General features: G+C 66.9%; 13 protein-coding genes and 1 pseudogene. 5 read left to right on the top strand and 9 right to left on the bottom strand.

Annotated elements, in window-relative coordinates; genetic code table 11:
• Nucleotides 1-44: 44 nt before the first annotated feature.
• Both ipdE2 and MRAB57_RS10480 read left to right on the top strand, forming a co-directional pair.
• Nucleotides 45-995: an acyl-CoA dehydrogenase IpdE2 gene (gene ipdE2, locus MRAB57_RS10485; protein ID WP_077087503.1), complete on the top strand. Its 951-nt coding sequence runs from the start codon at nucleotides 45-47 to the stop codon at nucleotides 993-995.
• Nucleotides 992-2161 carry a pyridoxal phosphate-dependent aminotransferase gene (locus MRAB57_RS10480; protein WP_077087502.1) on the top strand — a complete coding sequence of 390 codons (1170 nt, stop codon included), beginning with the start codon at nucleotides 992-994 and terminating at the stop codon, nucleotides 2159-2161. Before ipdE2 ends, MRAB57_RS10480 begins: the two co-directional genes overlap by 4 nt.
• Here the strand turns inward: MRAB57_RS10480 and MRAB57_RS10475 are convergent.
• Together MRAB57_RS10475 and MRAB57_RS10470 are read right to left on the bottom strand one after the other, a co-directional pair.
• Nucleotides 2151-3986: a fatty acyl-AMP ligase gene (locus MRAB57_RS10475; protein ID WP_077087501.1), complete on the bottom strand. Its 1836-nt coding sequence runs from the start codon at nucleotides 3984-3986 to the stop codon at nucleotides 2151-2153. The genes MRAB57_RS10480 and MRAB57_RS10475 overlap by 11 nt on opposite strands.
• A 209-nt stretch (nucleotides 3987-4195) precedes the next feature.
• Nucleotides 4196-5026 carry an arylamine N-acetyltransferase family protein gene (locus MRAB57_RS10470; protein WP_077087500.1) on the bottom strand — a complete coding sequence of 277 codons (831 nt, stop codon included), beginning with the start codon at nucleotides 5024-5026 and terminating at the stop codon, nucleotides 4196-4198.
• 273 nt (nucleotides 5027-5299) lie between these two features.
• Between MRAB57_RS10470 and MRAB57_RS10465 the strand changes: the two genes are divergently transcribed.
• Together MRAB57_RS10465 and MRAB57_RS10460 are read left to right on the top strand one after the other, a co-directional pair.
• Nucleotides 5300-8407, top strand: a complete 3108-nt coding sequence (locus MRAB57_RS10465) for a serine/threonine-protein kinase (protein WP_077087499.1) — start codon at nucleotides 5300-5302, stop codon at nucleotides 8405-8407.
• Nucleotides 8407-8850, top strand: coding sequence for a YybH family protein (locus tag MRAB57_RS10460; RefSeq protein WP_077087498.1), 444 nt, complete (start codon nucleotides 8407-8409; stop codon nucleotides 8848-8850). The genes MRAB57_RS10465 and MRAB57_RS10460 overlap by 1 nt, the downstream gene beginning before the upstream one ends.
• Nucleotides 8851-8856: 6 nt before the next feature.
• Here the strand turns inward: MRAB57_RS10460 and MRAB57_RS10455 are convergent, their stop codons facing one another.
• The 3 genes and pseudogenes from MRAB57_RS10455 to MRAB57_RS10445 form a co-directional block, all read right to left on the bottom strand.
• Nucleotides 8857-9273: an ArsI/CadI family heavy metal resistance metalloenzyme gene (locus MRAB57_RS10455; protein WP_077087497.1), complete on the bottom strand. Its 417-nt coding sequence runs from the start codon at nucleotides 9271-9273 to the stop codon at nucleotides 8857-8859.
• 29 nt (nucleotides 9274-9302) lie between these two features.
• Nucleotides 9303-10352, bottom strand: a pseudogene (gene arsB / locus MRAB57_RS10450) (ACR3 family arsenite efflux transporter); the annotation flags it as partial.
• Nucleotides 10349-10717 carry an ArsR/SmtB family transcription factor gene (locus MRAB57_RS10445; protein ID WP_077087495.1) on the bottom strand — a complete coding sequence of 123 codons (369 nt, stop codon included), beginning with the start codon at nucleotides 10715-10717 and terminating at the stop codon, nucleotides 10349-10351. The gene MRAB57_RS10445 and the pseudogene arsB, both read right to left, overlap by 4 nt.
• 496 nt (nucleotides 10718-11213) lie before the next feature.
• On the opposite strand from MRAB57_RS10445, the gene MRAB57_RS10440 reads away from it, so the two are divergent.
• Nucleotides 11214-11648, top strand: a complete 435-nt coding sequence (locus tag MRAB57_RS10440) for a hypothetical protein (RefSeq protein WP_245835893.1) — start codon at nucleotides 11214-11216, stop codon at nucleotides 11646-11648.
• Between the two features lie 36 nt (nucleotides 11649-11684).
• On the opposite strand, the gene hsaB is transcribed toward MRAB57_RS10440, so the two are convergent.
• The 4 genes from hsaB to hsaA are packed head-to-tail and all read right to left on the bottom strand — an operon-like array spanning nucleotide 11685 to nucleotide 15233.
• Nucleotides 11685-12251 carry a 3-hydroxy-9,10-secoandrosta-1,3,5(10)-triene-9,17-dione monooxygenase reductase subunit gene (hsaB, locus tag MRAB57_RS10435; RefSeq protein WP_077087493.1) on the bottom strand — a complete coding sequence of 189 codons (567 nt, stop codon included), beginning with the start codon at nucleotides 12249-12251 and terminating at the stop codon, nucleotides 11685-11687.
• 10 nt (nucleotides 12252-12261) lie between these two features.
• Nucleotides 12262-13173 carry an iron-dependent extradiol dioxygenase HsaC gene (gene hsaC / locus MRAB57_RS10430; protein WP_077087492.1) on the bottom strand — a complete coding sequence of 304 codons (912 nt, stop codon included), beginning with the start codon at nucleotides 13171-13173 and terminating at the stop codon, nucleotides 12262-12264.
• Nucleotides 13170-14045 carry a 4,5:9,10-diseco-3-hydroxy-5,9,17-trioxoandrosta-1(10),2-diene-4-oate hydrolase gene (gene hsaD / locus MRAB57_RS10425; RefSeq protein WP_077087491.1) on the bottom strand — a complete coding sequence of 292 codons (876 nt, stop codon included), beginning with the start codon at nucleotides 14043-14045 and terminating at the stop codon, nucleotides 13170-13172. The genes hsaC and hsaD overlap by 4 nt, the downstream gene beginning before the upstream one ends.
• 3 nt (nucleotides 14046-14048) lie before the next feature.
• The gene (hsaA, locus tag MRAB57_RS10420; protein ID WP_077087490.1) at nucleotides 14049-15233 is read right to left on the bottom strand and encodes a 3-hydroxy-9,10-secoandrosta-1,3,5(10)-triene-9,17-dione monooxygenase oxygenase subunit; all 1185 of its coding nucleotides are present in this window, start codon (nucleotides 15231-15233) and stop codon (nucleotides 14049-14051) included.
• Nucleotides 15234-15264 lie beyond the last annotated feature (31 nt).

The following is a 15264-nucleotide window of genomic DNA, read 5'->3' as shown; positions in this document are numbered from 1 at the left end:
GCCGGCGACGATGCAGAGCGCAGCGATGAGGAGGAGTGGCGCAAATGAGTGAAGAGCGAGAGCTGCTGCGCGAGACCGTCGCCGCCCTGGTCGCCAAGCACGCGGGCCCGGCGGCGGTGCGCGCCGCTATGGAGTCCGAAAAGGGCTACGACGAGTCGCTGTGGCAGCTGCTGTGCGAGCAGGTCGGCGCCGCCGCGCTGGTGATACCTGAGGAGTTGGGCGGTGCGGGCGGCGAACTCGCCGATGCCGCAACGGTTTTGCAGGAGCTGGGTCGCGCCCTGGTACCGTCCCCGCTGCTGGGCAGCACGCTGGCCGAGCTGGCGCTGCTGGCCGCCCCCGAACCGGACGGCGAGACGCTCGAGGCCCTCGCCATGGGCAGCTCGATCGGCGCGCTGGTGCTCGACGCGGACTATGTGGTCAACGGCGACATCGCCGACGTGGTCGTCGCCGCGGCCGACGGTGAGCTGAGCAGGTGGACGCGGTTCACCGCGGAGCCGGTGACCACGATGGATCCCACCCGCAGGCTGGCCTGCGTCGCGGCCGAAGAGAGCGTCGCGCTGGGGCCCGACCCCGGGCTGGCCGACACCGCGGCAATCCTGTTGGCGGCCGAGCAGATTGGGGCCGCCGAGCGCTGCCTGGACCTCACCGTCGAGTACGCCAAGAGTCGTGTGCAATTCGGCCGCCCGATCGGCAGCTTCCAGGCGCTCAAGCATCGGATGGCCGACCTGTATGTCGCGGTGTCCGCGGCGCGGGCCGTGGTCGCCGACGCGTGCGTCGACCCCACGCCGACCGGCGCCGCAACCGCTCGCCTGGCCGCCACCGAAGCGCTGTGTACCGTGGCGGGCGAGGCGATCCAGCTGCACGGCGGCATCGCCATCACCTGGGAACACGACATGCACCTGTACTTCAAGCGCGCACACGGCAGCGCGCACCTGCTGGCATCGTCCAGGGAACTGCTGCGCCAACTGGAATCCGAGGTGCTCGAAACGTCGTGAACGACCCCGTCGCATTGCGTGCCGGCATTCCGCCCTTCCATGTGATGGACGTCTGGCTGGCGGCCGCGGAGCGACAGCGCAGTCACGGCGACCTGGTCAACCTCTCGGCGGGACAGCCCAGCGTCGGGGCGCCCGAGCCGGTGCGCGCGGCGGCGGCGGCCGCGCTGCAGGCCAACCAGCTGGGCTACACCGTGGCATTGGGCATTCCAGAATTGCGTGCCGCGATCGCGGCCGACTACCGGCGGCTGCACGACATCGACGTCGAGTCCGACGCGGTCGTGATCACCACGGGTTCCTCCGGCGGCTTCCTGCTCGCGTTCCTGGCGTGCTTCGACGTCGGCGATCGGGTCGCGCTGGCCAGCCCCGGCTATCCGTGCTACCGAAACATATTGTCCGCGTTGGGTTGTGAGGTCGTCGAGCTCCCGTGCGGGCCGCAGACCCGGTTTCAGCCGACCGCGCAGATGCTCGCCGAGCTCGATCCGCCCGTGCGCGGTGTGATCGTCGCCAGCCCGGCCAATCCCACCGGGACGGTGATACCGGCGGACGAGCTGGCGGCGATCGCGGCGTGGTGCGACGAGACCGGGGCGCGGCTGATCAGCGACGAGGTCTACCACGGCCTGGTCTACGAGGGCGCGCCGCAAACCAGCTGCGCCTGGCAGACCTCGCGAAATGCGTTGGTGGTCAACAGCTTTTCCAAGTACTACGCGATGACGGGCTGGCGGCTGGGCTGGTTGCTGGTGCCTACCGAGCTGCGCCGTGCCGTGGACCGCCTGACCGGCAACTTCACCATCTGCCCGCCGGTGCTGTCGCAAATCGCCGCGGTGTCGGCATTTACGCCCGAGGCGACTGCCGAGGCCGACGCGAACCTGCACCATTACACGGTCAACCGCTCGCTGCTGCTCGACGGGCTGCGCCGCATCGGCCTGGACCGGCTGGCCCCCACCGACGGCGCGTTCTACGTCTACGCCGACGTATCGGACTACACCGACGACTCGATGGCCTTCTGCTCAAAGCTGTTGGCCGATACCGGCGTTGCTATCGCGCCGGGCATCGACTTCGACACCGTGCAGGGCAATAAATTCGTCCGGCTGTCGTTCGCCGGACCGACCGGCGACATCGAAGAGGCGTTGCGCCGGATCGGACCGTGGCTGTCGGTCAGCGGTTGAATTCGCCCGCAAGGTATTCGGCCCGGCATGCGCTGCGGGCGAGCTTGCCGCTGGTGGTGCGGGGGATGGTGCCGGCGGCCACCAGTCGTAGATCGGCCAACCGGACCTGGTGATGGCGCGAGATCGCGGCCCGTACGGCGTCGGCGACCGCGGCGGGTTCGGTGCGGCCCGCGCCCGCGGCGCGCTCGGCGACGACGACCAACTGCTCGCCCGAGCCGGCATCGGAAGACGTGAGCGCGTCGGCGGGGACGGAGAACGCGGCGACGTAGCCGGTGCGGATCGCGGGTGACGCGTTGCTGACCGTCGACTCGATGTCGAACGGGTAGTGGTTGCGGCCGTCGATGATGATCAGGTCCTTGATGCGGCCCGTCAGGTACAACTCGCCGTCCAGGTAGACGCCGAGATCACCGGTCGCCAACCAGAAGCCGTTGTCGGCCGCGCCCTCGGCGTGGCTGCCGTCGTCGAGGCGGGACTGCAGCTTGTTGCCGAACACCCGCCGCGTCTCGTCCTCGCGGCCGAAGTATCCGCGGCCAATGTTGTTGCCGTGCAACCAGATTTCCCCGACCCTGCCGTCGGGCGCCTCGGCGCCGTCGGGGTCGGTGATCACCAGCCATTGATCGGGGATCGGCTGCCCGCACGACACCTGGGAGACCGCGGCCGGATCGTCGGCCGCGACGATCACCGCGTGCCCGGCGGCGAGCTTCTCCCGGTGCACGAAGATCTCGCTGGCCGTCGCGTCCTGCGAGATGCTAGCCACCGACAGGGTCGCCTCGGCCATGCCGTAGGACGGCTTGACCACATTCGACCGCAGACCGTAGGGCGCAAACGCGGTGGTGAACTTGTCGATCGCCGACATGGTGACGGGCTCGGACCCGTTCAGGACGCAGTCGACGCCGCTGAGGTCGAGGGTCTCGCCGGCGGGGGGCAGCCCACGCTCGGAGGTCAGTTCGAAGGCGAAGTTCGGCGCGGCGGCAAAGGTGCGGCCGTAGCCCGACTCGATGCCCAGTTGTTTGATCCATCGATAGGGCCGGCGCAGAAACGCCATCGGGTCCATCAGCGTGACGTGGGCGCCGAAGAACGCCGTGAACATGATCATCATCAGGCCCATGTCGTGATACAGCGGCAGCCAGCTCACGGTGCGAACGTCCACGTCCAGGCCGCCACTCATGACCATCTGCATCGCGTTGGTGTAGACGGACCGATGGGTGATCTCCACACCGGCCGGCGAGCGCGTCGAACCGGAGGTGTACTGCAGATAGGCGATGTCGTCGGTGTCGATGGGCGCCGCGACGAACATCGATCCCAGGGTTTCCGGGAGCGCGTCCACCGCGATCATCCGCGGCCGCTCGGCGGGTATCAGCGTCTTGAGGAAGGTCCGAACGGATTCGGCGGCGGCCGTCGTCGTCAACACCGCGGCGGGCTTGGCGTCGGCCAGCACGGCGGCCAGTCGCTCGGCGTGCCCCGACATGGCCGGCGCGAACAGCGGGACCGCCACGTTGCCCGCATACACCGAGCCGAAGAAGGCCGCGACATAGTCGAGCCCCTGGGGCGCCAGGATCGCCACCCGATCCCCGGGCTGGGTGACCTGCTGCAGGCGGGAGCCGATCGCGCAGACCCGCGCCCACAACTCGTTCCAGCTGAGAACCACCGGACGCCCGTCGGGTTCCTGCGAGTAGTCGAGGAAGCGGTAGGCCGGGCTGTCGCCGTGCTCGGCGCGGTTGCGGTCAAAGTACGAGGTCAGCGTCAGGCCATCGGGTACCGAAATCGCGCGGCCCCTGGATGCGTTGGGGTCGGCATCGCCCGAGGTGGGCGCGACATTGTTCAACCAGTGATCCCGAGTCACGGTAGGCCAGGCTAGTAGACGTGTGCGTTATTTACCTATCCGATGGTGTATGACCGGCATCACTGTCAGCGAAAGTCGGCTTTTTCGGCTGCAATTGGCGGCCCCGGGTGACCGCTGCTCAACCCGGTTTTCGCGAACAACCAGACGTGCGGGATGGCGATTGAAAATGAATGTTGCCGTCGCAATAGTTTTTAACTGTCGAGAATGCCGTCGATGCGCGATTCGAGTAGGCCGCGGTCGCCGAGATCGTCGATATTGATCCCGAATCGGTCGCGCAGCGTATCGACGACGGCGGCAGCGTCGGCAAGGACGGTCTTTTCGGATCCGCCCTCGCGGTGGACGGTCAGCTTGCGGCCGGCCAGGTTGTAGCGACCGTCGTCGGTGACCAGCGCGGCCATCAGGCTCGTCACGAAGTGCGACGCCGGGTTGGTCGAGACGAACCAGCTGCCGACCTTCAGGTCGATTCCCGGTTGGGTCCGCGTGGTGAACTCGTAAAGTGGCTGCCACTCCCCGGCCACCAGCGCCTGCAGCAACAGTCCATCGCCGTGGTCATCCAATCGGTACGGCTCATGTGTCGTCTCCTGGACGTTGCCCGTCTGGAAGCGAATGGGAGAGGTCAGCGTCTGGCCGCCGAAGCCGACGTCGGCCAGATAGGGCCCGTCGGAGCCGGGGAACGTCACCGCCAGCACGGTGTGGGTCTGCGCCGGCAGCGGAGCGTCGGGTGGCGCCATCCACACCACGCGACCCGCCAGGCGCCGGACCCGGAAGCCGATTGCGGCAAGCGCGTGGCCCAGTAGCCCGTTCTGTTCGTAGCAGTAGCCCCCGCGGCGCCGGCGAACCAACTTGTCCGTCAAGGCCTCTGGACCCAGGTCGTCGACCGCCACCCCCATCAGCGGATCGAGGTTCTCGAACGGGATGGTCCGGGTGTGTGCGGTCATGAGATCCTGCAGCACTTCCAGCGTCGGCCGGGCGGTGCCGCCGTAGTTGATCCGATCGAAGTAACCGCTCAGGTCCAGCGTCATACACCCATTATCCGCAGGAAACCTCCGGCGTCAGAACATCTTTGACCCGAATTACGCGACCGCGAATGTCCTCGTCCCCGGCGCCGCGGCCGCGCCATCAGGCCAGGGCTGCTACGTGCCGCTGAGCCCGCGAGACCCGCGATTTCAGCTAGCCGGGCTGTTCAGCGGGGGTATCGGGAGAAATCATGGACAGATTGCGTTCCCGCCGCGTGTGACGAGCGTTACTCTTGAGCTCCCTGATCCGGTTAACACTGGGAGTTGAGCGTCGAGAATATGGCTGACGGACCCAAGGCCGACGGTACGGCTTCACCGACTAGCGGGATCACAGCGGAGCTAGCCGCCGCTGGATTCGAAGAAGCACGCCAAGTCGGCCGCGGCGGTGCCGGAGTGGTCTACTGCTGCTACGAGACCGCACTCGGGCGCAAGGTCGCCTGCAAGGTGCTGCCGTCGCACATCAACGACGAGAGCAGAGAACGATTCCTGCGCGAGGGTTATGCGATGGGTGGCCTGTCGGGCCATCCGAACATCGTCAACATTCTGCGCGTCGGCGTCACCGACAGCGGCCGGCCGTACATCGTGATGCCGTACATGGCCGCCGATTCGTTGGCCGTCCGGTTGCGACAGGAAGGGCCGATCCCGTGGCCCGAGGCCCTGCGGATCGGTGTGAAGCTGTGCGGGGCATTGGAAACCGCGCACCGAAGCGGCACCCTGCACCGGGACATCAAGCCAGCCAACGTACTCGTCAACGACTACGGCGAGCCGCAGCTGAGCGATTTCGGGATCGCCCACATCGAAGGCGGATACGAGACTGCGACCGGATTCTTCTCCGGCACAATCGATTACACCGCGCCCGAGGTGATGACCGGCGGACCGGCGACGGTGGCTTCCGACCTCTACTCGCTCGGCGCGACCATCTATGCGCTCGTCGCCGGCAGTGCTGCTCACGAGCGCAAGAACGACGAGGATCTGGTCGCGCAATACCTGCGCATCAGCACCACCCGGGTGCCCGACATGCGTCCGGAAGGAATCCCGGACGCGGTGTGCGCGGCGATCGAGCACGCCATGTCGATCGATCCGGCCGAACGGCCACTCTCGGCGGCCGAGTTCGGCCGCGAACTGCAGTCGGTGCAGCGCAGCTGCGGCCTGCGGCCCGACTCGATGGCGATCACCGATAGCTCCTTCGATTCGGCCTCGACCGGTATCAACCAGCCGAATGCCCGGGTGACGCCGGTGGCCCCGCCCCCGCGTGACGCCACGACCGGGCAGCTGTCCCGCCCGCAGGAGCCGCCCGCCCCACCGGAAGAGTTCGTCGAGGCGGCGAACATCTTGCGCAGCATGCACAACGAACCGGTGCCCGAGACTCAAGTCGCTGCCTCGGATCCGACGCAAATGATGTCGTCCGGCCCGACGCAAAAGATGGCGGACGCCGGCGGCGCGGGCAGCACCCCGCCGCCGTCGCGGAAGTCCCCGCTGGCCGGCGCGCGAGCATGGTTGACCGAACCCGGGAAGAAGCGCAACCGGATGGCGCTGACCGGCGGTGCCCTCGTCGTGGTCGTGCTGCTGGTAATCGGGGGCCTCTATTTCGGGCTCGCACCCGATAACAACAACCAGAAGCGCGCCGCGACCCCGTCGACGGCCCAGGCGCCGGTGGCGTGGAAGGCGATCACCAACGACCGTGTGTCGCGCGTTGAGACCGCGACGACGCAGGTCGACGGAACCATCTGGGTGTTCGGCGGGATTCGTAGCGACGGCGCCGTCACGGCACTACAAGAGGGCTACGACCCCGTCATCGACAGCTGGAAGGGCGGCGACGATCTACCCGTCGCCGTGCAGGACGCGATGGCGGTCAACTGGCAGGGCAACCCCGTGGTACTCGGCGGCTTCAAGAGCGTCGGCGGCAAACCTGTTGCGAACGACCAGGTTTGGCGGGTCGTCAACAGTCACTGGGTGGAGTTGCCTCGGTTGCTGCAGCCCCGCGCGGGAGCGGCGGCCGCGGTCGTGGGCGACCGCCTGGTCGTCACCGGCGGCGTCGACGCCCACGGCGCACTGCTTAACACCACCGAGGTCTTCGACGGCACGTCCTGGAGCCTCGGCGCGCCGATACCGACTCCGCGCCAGCAGCTGGCCGCGGCGTCGGACGGAAAGCTCGTCTATACCGTCGGCGGCACCACCGGGGACTCCGACCAGGTGAACGTCGAGGCATATGACCCGGCCGCCAAAACCTGGACGACGTTGCCCGCACTTCCCCAGGCGCGCAGCGATCTTGGCGTCGCCATTGCCGACGGCCGGCTGGTCGCCGTCGGAGGGGTGTCCGGCGGGCAGGTTCTCAAGAGCGTTTCGGTGTTCGATCTGATGAGCAAGACGTGGTCCGGTCTGCCCGACATGTCGACCCCGCGCCACGGCATGGCCGTGGCGGCGGTCGAGAAGTCCGTCTACGCGATCGGCGGGTCGAGCACCATCGGCGATAGCCAGCCGACGTCGACTGCGGAAGTGCTGAAACTGCCGGCCCGCAAGATTCAGCCGGCGGCGCAGTGGCGGTCGTTGCCCGATGCCCCGACGGCCCGGCTGATGATGGCGTGGGCCGTGCTGAACAACAAGATCTGGATCATAGGGGGGCTGCAGAACGGCGTTCCCCTGCAGACGGTCGAGAGCTACGACCCGAAGACCGGGGCGTGGGAAACCGGTCCCCCGCTGCCCATTCCGCTGCACCATGCCGCGGCGGCGACGTTCCGCGGCGAGGTGGTGGTCCTCGGCGGCGCGACCGAGAACCTCGCCGACGGGTCCAACCGCGTGTTCGCGTTGCGCGGCGGCAACTGGGTCGAACTGCCGAACCTCTCCCACCCTCGCGCGGCGCCGGCCGCGGCGGTGGTGGGTGACAAACTGGTCGCCGTCGGGGGCCAGAACGCCAAGCAACTCGTTCCGCAGACCGAGGTGTTCGACGGCAGTTCGTGGAAGGACGCCGCCGACATGCCCACCCCGCGCGAGCATCTGGCGGCGGTGTCGGACGGCACCTACGTCTACACCGTCGGCGGCCGATTCCTGTCCTCGGACAAGAACTCCTCGGCTCTAGAAAGGTTCGACCCGCAATCGGGGCAGTGGACCAAGTTGGTGGGCATGCCGACTCCACGAGGAAGCTTCGGCGCCACCTACATCGACGGCCGGATTCTGGCGGTCGGTGGCGAGGAGCCGACCCGGGTGCTCAACGTCATCGAGATGTACGACATCTCCGAGGGCAAGTGGAGCACGCTGACACCGATGCCGACGCCGCGGCATGCCGAGGTGGTCGCGACGGTGGGCAACACGGTCTACGTCATCGGCGGCGCGAACCGTCCGACGCATGAGGGCCCCATCGCGACGGTCGAAGCGCTGGACTTCATGTAGTGGCCGACTTCTCCGAGCTGCCCGCGGCGGACCAGGAAGCGATCGGCAAGACGCTGCTGACGTTGCTCAAGGCGTTCGACGATCGCGACGCCGAGGCGCTGCGGGGCGTGTACTCCGCGGATGCCGACTGGGTGAACGCCTTCGGCACGGTCAAGCGCGGGCGCGACGAGATCGTCGACTATCTGCGCGGCCTGTTCGGCGACGCCAACTTCAATCGCGGCGAGCTCGCGGGTCCGCCGCAGACCAGTTTCCGGGTGCTGACGCCGGAAACGGTGTTGGTCAGCGCGCACCTGCAAGTCAAGGGTCAGGGGTTGGTCGGCGGCGAAACGCTGGACCGCGACAACTTCTCGTTGCGGGCCCTGCAGCGTCAGGGTGATGGCTCGTGGCTGATCGTCTCGGAGATGTTCTCCGATGCCAACACCGAGACCACGTACGCGCATTGATTCCGCTCAGCCGGCGCAGCAGGCTTCGTCGGGTTGATCCGTGCCGGCTCCGAAGGTGTCGGAGTCGGATAGAACCGTGTAGATCTCCCAACGCTCCCGGCCGGGACCGGTAACCCAAACCTTGTCCTGGGCGGCGAAACAGCAAGTGGTGCCCAGCTCTTCCTCGGTGAACAGGCCTTGGTCGCCTAGCCGGGCGATCTCACGGTGCACGGTGTCACTGTCGGCGACTTCGACGCCGAGGTGGTTTAGGCTGCCGCCGCGGTCGGGATTCTCGATCAGCACCAGCTTGAGCGCGGGCTGGTCGATCGCGAAGTTGGCGTACCCGGGTTTGACTTTGGCCGGCGGGGAGCCGAACAGCTTGGAGTAAAACGTGATCGCCTCGTCGAGGTTGTCGACGTTGAGGGCCAACTGGATACGCGACATGGTGATTCCCTTCTCCGAGTGTGGTGTTACAGGCGCGGCCGTAGCGCCAGCGAGACGTAGACCAGCGCGACGAGAACGGGCACTTCGATGAGGGGTCCGACGACGCCGGCGAGGGCTTGCCCGGAAGCGGCGCCGTAGGTCGCAATGGCCACCGCGATGGCCAATTCGAAGTTGTTGCCTGCGGCGGTGAAGGCCAGGGTGGTAGTGCGGGCATAACCCATTCGCAACAGGACGCCGAGGGCGTATCCGCCGGCCCACATGATCGCGAAGTACACGAGCAGCGGGAGCGCGATGCGTGCCACATCCCACGGCCGCGAGGTGATCTGGTGACCTTGCAGCGCAAACAAAATGACGATGGTGAACAGCAGACCGTAGAGCGCCCAAGGGCCGATCCGCGTCACGAAGCGGCCCTCGTACCAGTCCCGGCCTTTGGCGCGCTCGCCAAGTCGGCGCGACAAGTATCCGGCCAGCAACGGGATTCCGAGGAAGATGACGACGGATTTCGCGATGTGGACTGGGCTGACGTCGATTCCGGTTTGCGGCAGGCCCAGCCAGCCGGGCAGCACGGATAGGTAGAACCAGCCCAACAGGGCAAAACAGACCACTTGGAACAGTGAGTTCAGCGCGACCAGTACCGCGGCGGCCTCCCGGTCGCCACAGGCCAGGTCATTCCAAATGATGACCATCGCGATGCAGCGGGCCAGTCCGACGATGATCAGCCCGGTGCGGTACTCGGGCAGATCCGCGAGCAGCAGCCAGGCCAGCGCGAACATCAGGGCGGGCCCGGCCAGCCAATTCAGCACCAAGGACGACGCCATGAGCTTGCGGTCCGCGGTGACGTCGCGCAGGCGGTCATAGCGGACCTTGGCCAGCACCGGATACATCATCACCAGCAGCCCGAGCGCGATCGGCAGCGAGACGCCGTCCAGCTCGATTGCGCTCAACGCCGACCCGATGCCTGGAACGAGGCGGCCCAGTAGCAGGCCGGCAAGCATCGCCGCACCGATCCAGACCGGGAGTAACCGATCCAGTGTCGACAGTCCGGCGACCCTGGCGCGGCGGGCTTGGGTGGAGGTCATGAGCAACCGTCCGCGGCCGGCGGGATACCCAGGTCCCCGATCTTCAGCACCGCCGAGAGGCGCTGTAACGCCTCTGGCAGCACCCAGTAGTAAACCCAAGTGCCGCGCCGTTCGCAGTCCAGGAGCCCGGCCGAGCGCAGCAGCTTGAGGTGATGAGAGATGGTCGGCTGTGAGACGTCGAAGCTCGACGAAATCTCGCAGACACACGCCTGGCCGCCAGGGTGGCTGGCGATGAGACTCAGCAGCCGTAACCGGACGGGGTCGCCCAAAGCCTTGAACATCGCTGCCAATTCGACGGCCTGCGGCCCATCCAATGCGGCCGCTCCGAGCGTCGGACAACACATCGCATCCGTCTGTTTCGACATCCATCTATATAAGCAGATATCTAATCAAGGCGCCAGATGCGATCGCTTCCGGAAACTGGGGATACCGCGACTTGGACTTGTTTGATATATGTCTAATACGGGGAAATCGTAATTCAGACTTGTGCCGGTGGCCCGACCCCTCAGCGGGCCACCGGGCACTGCCAGTGCTCGCCCGCATCCCCGGACCCTGCCGCGAGACCTGCGACACCGCCGGGCGATTTGTTCCCGCACGCGTGTTGTTCCCGCACGCGTCGCCGAGGCTATTCTCCCCGACGATCGTGCAGTCCGCCACCGCCACGATGATCGCCGAGCGGGGTGTGGATTTGCTTGTAGTGCTTGGCCGTTCGCTGCGCAGACTCGGACAGCAGCCGAGCATCGCGAAGTGCGCTTGTTTTAGTTGTGCCCAATACGGGGATCCGGTGAAGACGGCTGCAGCGCAACCAGACAGATGACGGGAACCAATATGAGCACCAGCACTTGGATTGTGATCGCAGTAGTGGCAGCGGTTGTATTGATCGCCGTAGTGGTCGCGGCCATTACCGCCACCAGGAGGCGCCGGCACCGGCAGGCCGAAGAGATTCGCGAGCAGGCCAGGCTGGAGTCGGCCAGCGTCGACCGGCGCGAAGCGCTGGCTCAAGAGACGGCCGCCAAAGCACGTGCCGCGCAGGCCGAGGCCGAGGTCAAGGCGGCTGAAGCGGCAAGGCTGCAGGAGCGCGCGGCCCAGCATCAAACCGAGGCGTCAGCATCCCGCGACCAACTTCAGGAACGGTGGAGCCACGCCGACAAGATCGACCCGAAAACCGGCAAGCACCAAGGCGATACGGACGGCGCCGCAAAGGATCCCGACGCAGCATGGTCGGCGGAGTCACCCGAAGCGGCGACCGATGCCGAGGCCGTCCGGCACGAAACATATCGCGGAACGCCCAGCTGATCGCGGGACCGGCGGCCGTGTGCCGCCATCGCGGTGCTAGAGCCAGGTGTCCTGCGTCGTGGTGGTGAGGAAGGCATCCAGGTCGTCGCGCCATTGGGCCGGTGTGGTCTTGTCCGGCTCGATGCCGGTGTACTCACCGCGATAGAACAGCAAGGGCCGCGGCTTGATCTTCGGGGCTTCCGACATCGACTCGACCGCACCGAACACCACGAAGTGGTCGCCGCCGTCGTGCACCGAGGCCACCGTGCAGTCGATGTATGCCAGCGAGCTGTCGATGATCGGTGAGCCGAGTTCCGAAGCGTGCCAGTCGATCCCGGCGAATTTGTCGGGCTCCTTGGAACCGAAGCGGGCCGAGACGTGCTTCTGGCTCTCGGTCAGCATGTTGACGCAGAATCGGCCGCTGGCCTCGATGGCCTTCCACGATCGCGAGACCTTGGTCGGGCAGAACAGCACCAGCGGCGGCTCCAGCGACAGCGCCGCGAAGGACTGGCAGGCGAAGCCCACCGGGACGTCGTCGTGCACGGTGGTGATGATCGTGATCCCAGTGCAGAACTGCCCGAGCACGCTGCGGAACGTGCGCGGGTCAATCGGCGCGGCAGTCATAGCCCTGAAACTAACCCTTGAAGCCGACACTGAAGTCGTGGCCCCACAGGCTGATCGCGGTGCTCTCTCTGGCGATCCAGTCGTCGTCTTCGACTTGTCTTCCCTCGCAACCGAATTCAATGTCGAATCCGCTGGGTGTCTTCATGTAGAAGGACAGCATCAGGTCGTTGACGTGGCGGCCGAGCGTCGCCGACATCGGCACCTTCTTGCGCAGCGCCCGGTCCAGACACAGCCCTACGTCGTCGGCCTCTTCGACCTCGACCATCAGGTGCACGATGCCGCTGGGCGTCTGCCCGGGCATGAACGCCAGGCTGTGGTGCCGCGGATTGCAGCCCAGAAACCGCAGCCAGGCCGGCGGCCCGTCGGCGGGCCGGCCGACCACCTGCGGCGGCAGCCGCATCGAGTCGCGCAGCTTGAAATCCAGCACATCGCGGTAGAAGTGCAGCGTCTCTTCGTCGTCGCGGGTGGTCAGCACCACGTGCCCCAAGCCCTGCTCGGCGGTGACGAACTTGTGCCCGTACGGGCTGACCACCCGGCGGTGCTCCAGCGCGGCGCCGTGGAAGACCTCCAGGCAGTTGCCGGACGGGTCGGAGAACCGGATCATCTCGTCCACCCGGCGATCGGCCAACTCGGCGGCAGTGGCCTCCTTGTAGGGAGTGCCCTCGACATCGAGTGAGTTCCGGATCTCTTGCAGGCCAGCGGCATTCGCGCATTCCCAGCCGGCCTCGATGAGCCGGTCCTGCTCGCCGGGAACGATCACCAGCCGGGCCGGAAAATCGTCCATCCTTAAGTAGAGTGCACCCTCGGTGCTGCCCTTGCCCTCGATCATGCCGAGGACCTTGCACCCGTAGTCACGCCAGGCCGCCATGTCGGTGGTCTCAATACGCAGGTAGCCCAGAGAGCGGATGCCGCTGCTTGTCATGACACCCCTCCCAAAAAGTCGATGGTGAGCTTGTTGAACTCGTCGAACTTCTCCACTTGCGCCCAGTGCCCACATTGCCCGAAAACGTGCAGCTGCGCGCGCGGAATGGTCTTGAGCGCCACCAGGGCGCCGTCCAGCGGGTTGACCCGGTCCTCGCGGCCCCAGATCAGCAGCACCGGCTGGCGCAGCCGGTGCACCTCACGCCACATCATGCCGAGCTCGAAATCGGCTCCGGCGAAAGACATTCCCATCGCGCGGGTCGCCGTCAGTGACTCCGGCGTGCTGGCCAGCTCGAAACGCTGCTCGACCAGTTCGGGGGTGATCATCTTCTGGTCGTAGACCATCACCCGCAGGAACGCCTCGAGGTTCTCGCGGGTGGGCTCGGCGGAGAACTTGCCCAGCCGCTTGACGCCCTCGGTCGGGTCGGGGGCGAACAGGTTGACGCTCACCCCGCCGGGGCCCATCAGCACCAGCTTGCCGGCCCGGTCCGGGTAGTCGAGCGCGAACCGGACCGCCGTACCGCCGCCCAGCGAATTGCCCACCAGCGGAACGCGTCCCAGTTCCAGCTGGTCGAACAGGCCCTTGAGCGCCCTGGCCGCGTAGTGGTTGAACTGGGCGTGCTCGGCGCGCTTGTCGGAGTGGCCGTAGCCAGGCTGGTCGACGGCCAGCACGTGGAACTTACTTGCCAGCACCGGGATGTTGCGCGAGAAGTTCGTCCAGCTCGCCGCGCCCGGGCCGCCGCCGTGCAACAGCACGATCGTCTGCTCGTTGCCTACGCCCGCCTCGTGGTAGTGCAGCTTCAGCGGCCCATCCACGTCCACCTCTGCGAAGCGCGAGGTGGACTCGAACGTCAATTCCTCGGTCGCAGTCATGCGCTAGACCATGGTGTCGCCGGGCGGCAACCCGAACTCGTTGTTCCCGAAGATCTGGTAGGCCCGCTCGGGATCGTTGGCCGCGTGCACCCGGCCGGCGTGCGCGTCACGCCAGAACCGTTGCACCGGTTGGTCGTTGCCCAGCGCCGTGGCGCCGGAAGCCTCGAACAACCGGTCGATGGAAGCGATCGCACGTCCGGTGGCGCGCACCTGGTCGCGGCGCGCGCGGGTGCGCAAGTCGAACGGGATCTCCTTGCCGGCACTCAACAGCGCGAACTCGTCGGCGACGTTTCCGCTGAGCTGGCGCCACGCGGCGTCGATGTCGCTGGCCGCCTCGGCGATGCGGACCTTGGCGAACGGGTCATCCTTGGCCTTCTCGCCGGCGAACGCCGCGCGCACCCGCTTACCCTGGTGCTCGACGTGCGCGTCGTAAGCGCCGTAGGCCATCCCGACGATCGGTGCCGAGATGGTGGTGGGATGCATTGTGCCCCAAGGCATCTTGTACACCGCTGCGGTGTTGTTCTCATACCCGCCGGCGGTGCCGTCGTTCATCGCCTTGTAGGACAGGAACCGGTGGCGCGGCACGAAAACGTCCTTGACGACCACGGTGTTGCTGCCGGTGCCGCGCAGGCCGACGACATGCCACACGTCGTCGATGCGGTACTCACTGCGCGGGATCAGGAAGCTGCCGAAGTCGACGGGGCGGCCGTCCTTGATGACCGGGCCGCCGAGGAACGCCCACGTGGCGTGGTCACATCCCGACGACCAGTTCCACGAACCATTGACCAAGTAGCCGCCGTCGGTCACCACGCCGGCGCCCATCGGGGCGTACGACGACGAGACGCGGGTCTTGGGGTCCTCGCCCCAGACCTCCTCCTGCGCCTGCTGGTCGAACAGCGCCAGGTGCCAGTTGTGCACGCCGATGATCGAGCTGACCCAACCGGTGGAACCGCACGCACTGGCGATCCGCCGCACCGCCTCGTAGAACAGCGTGGGATCGCACTGCAGGCCGCCCCACTGCTCGGGCTGCAGCAGGGTGAAGAAACCGACCTCGTCGAGCTGCTGAACGGTCTCGTCGGGCAGCCGCCGCAGATCTTCCGTCGCCTGAGCGCGCGCGGCAATCTGCGGAAGCAGATCATCGATCCCAGCCAACACCGACTGCGCATCACGCTGTTGAATGGACGTCACTTACCTTTGCCTCCTGGACTGCGGACTTAAC

It is taken from the genome of Mycobacterium rhizamassiliense, from assembly GCF_900157375.1.
GTDB classification, from domain to species: Bacteria; Actinomycetota; Actinomycetes; order Mycobacteriales; family Mycobacteriaceae; genus Mycobacterium; species Mycobacterium rhizamassiliense.
Note: the sequence above shows the minus strand (reverse complement) of the source record. Positions and strands in the feature narration are given on the sequence as shown.

Bases quoted from the DNA above. Each gene is read 5' to 3' on its own strand.
- MRAB57_RS10465 (WP_077087499.1), top strand. From the start codon at position 5,300: ATGGCTGACGGACCCAAGGCCGACGGTACGGCTTCACCGACTAGCGGG.
- ipdE2 (WP_077087503.1), top strand. From the start codon at position 45: ATGAGTGAAGAGCGAGAGCTGCTGCGCGAGACCGTCGCCGCCCTGGTC.
- MRAB57_RS10445 (WP_077087495.1), bottom strand. From the start codon at position 10,717: ATGTCGAAACAGACGGATGCGATGTGTTGTCCGACGCTCGGAGCGGCC.
- hsaC (WP_077087492.1), bottom strand. From the start codon at position 13,173: ATGACAAGCAGCGGCATCCGCTCTCTGGGCTACCTGCGTATTGAGACC.
- MRAB57_RS10470 (WP_077087500.1), bottom strand. From the start codon at position 5,026: ATGACGCTGGACCTGAGCGGTTACTTCGATCGGATCAACTACGGCGGC.
- MRAB57_RS10455 (WP_077087497.1), bottom strand. From the start codon at position 9,273: ATGTCGCGTATCCAGTTGGCCCTCAACGTCGACAACCTCGACGAGGCG.
- hsaD (WP_077087491.1), bottom strand. From the start codon at position 14,045: ATGACTGCGACCGAGGAATTGACGTTCGAGTCCACCTCGCGCTTCGCA.
- hsaB (WP_077087493.1), bottom strand. From the start codon at position 12,251: ATGACTGCCGCGCCGATTGACCCGCGCACGTTCCGCAGCGTGCTCGGG.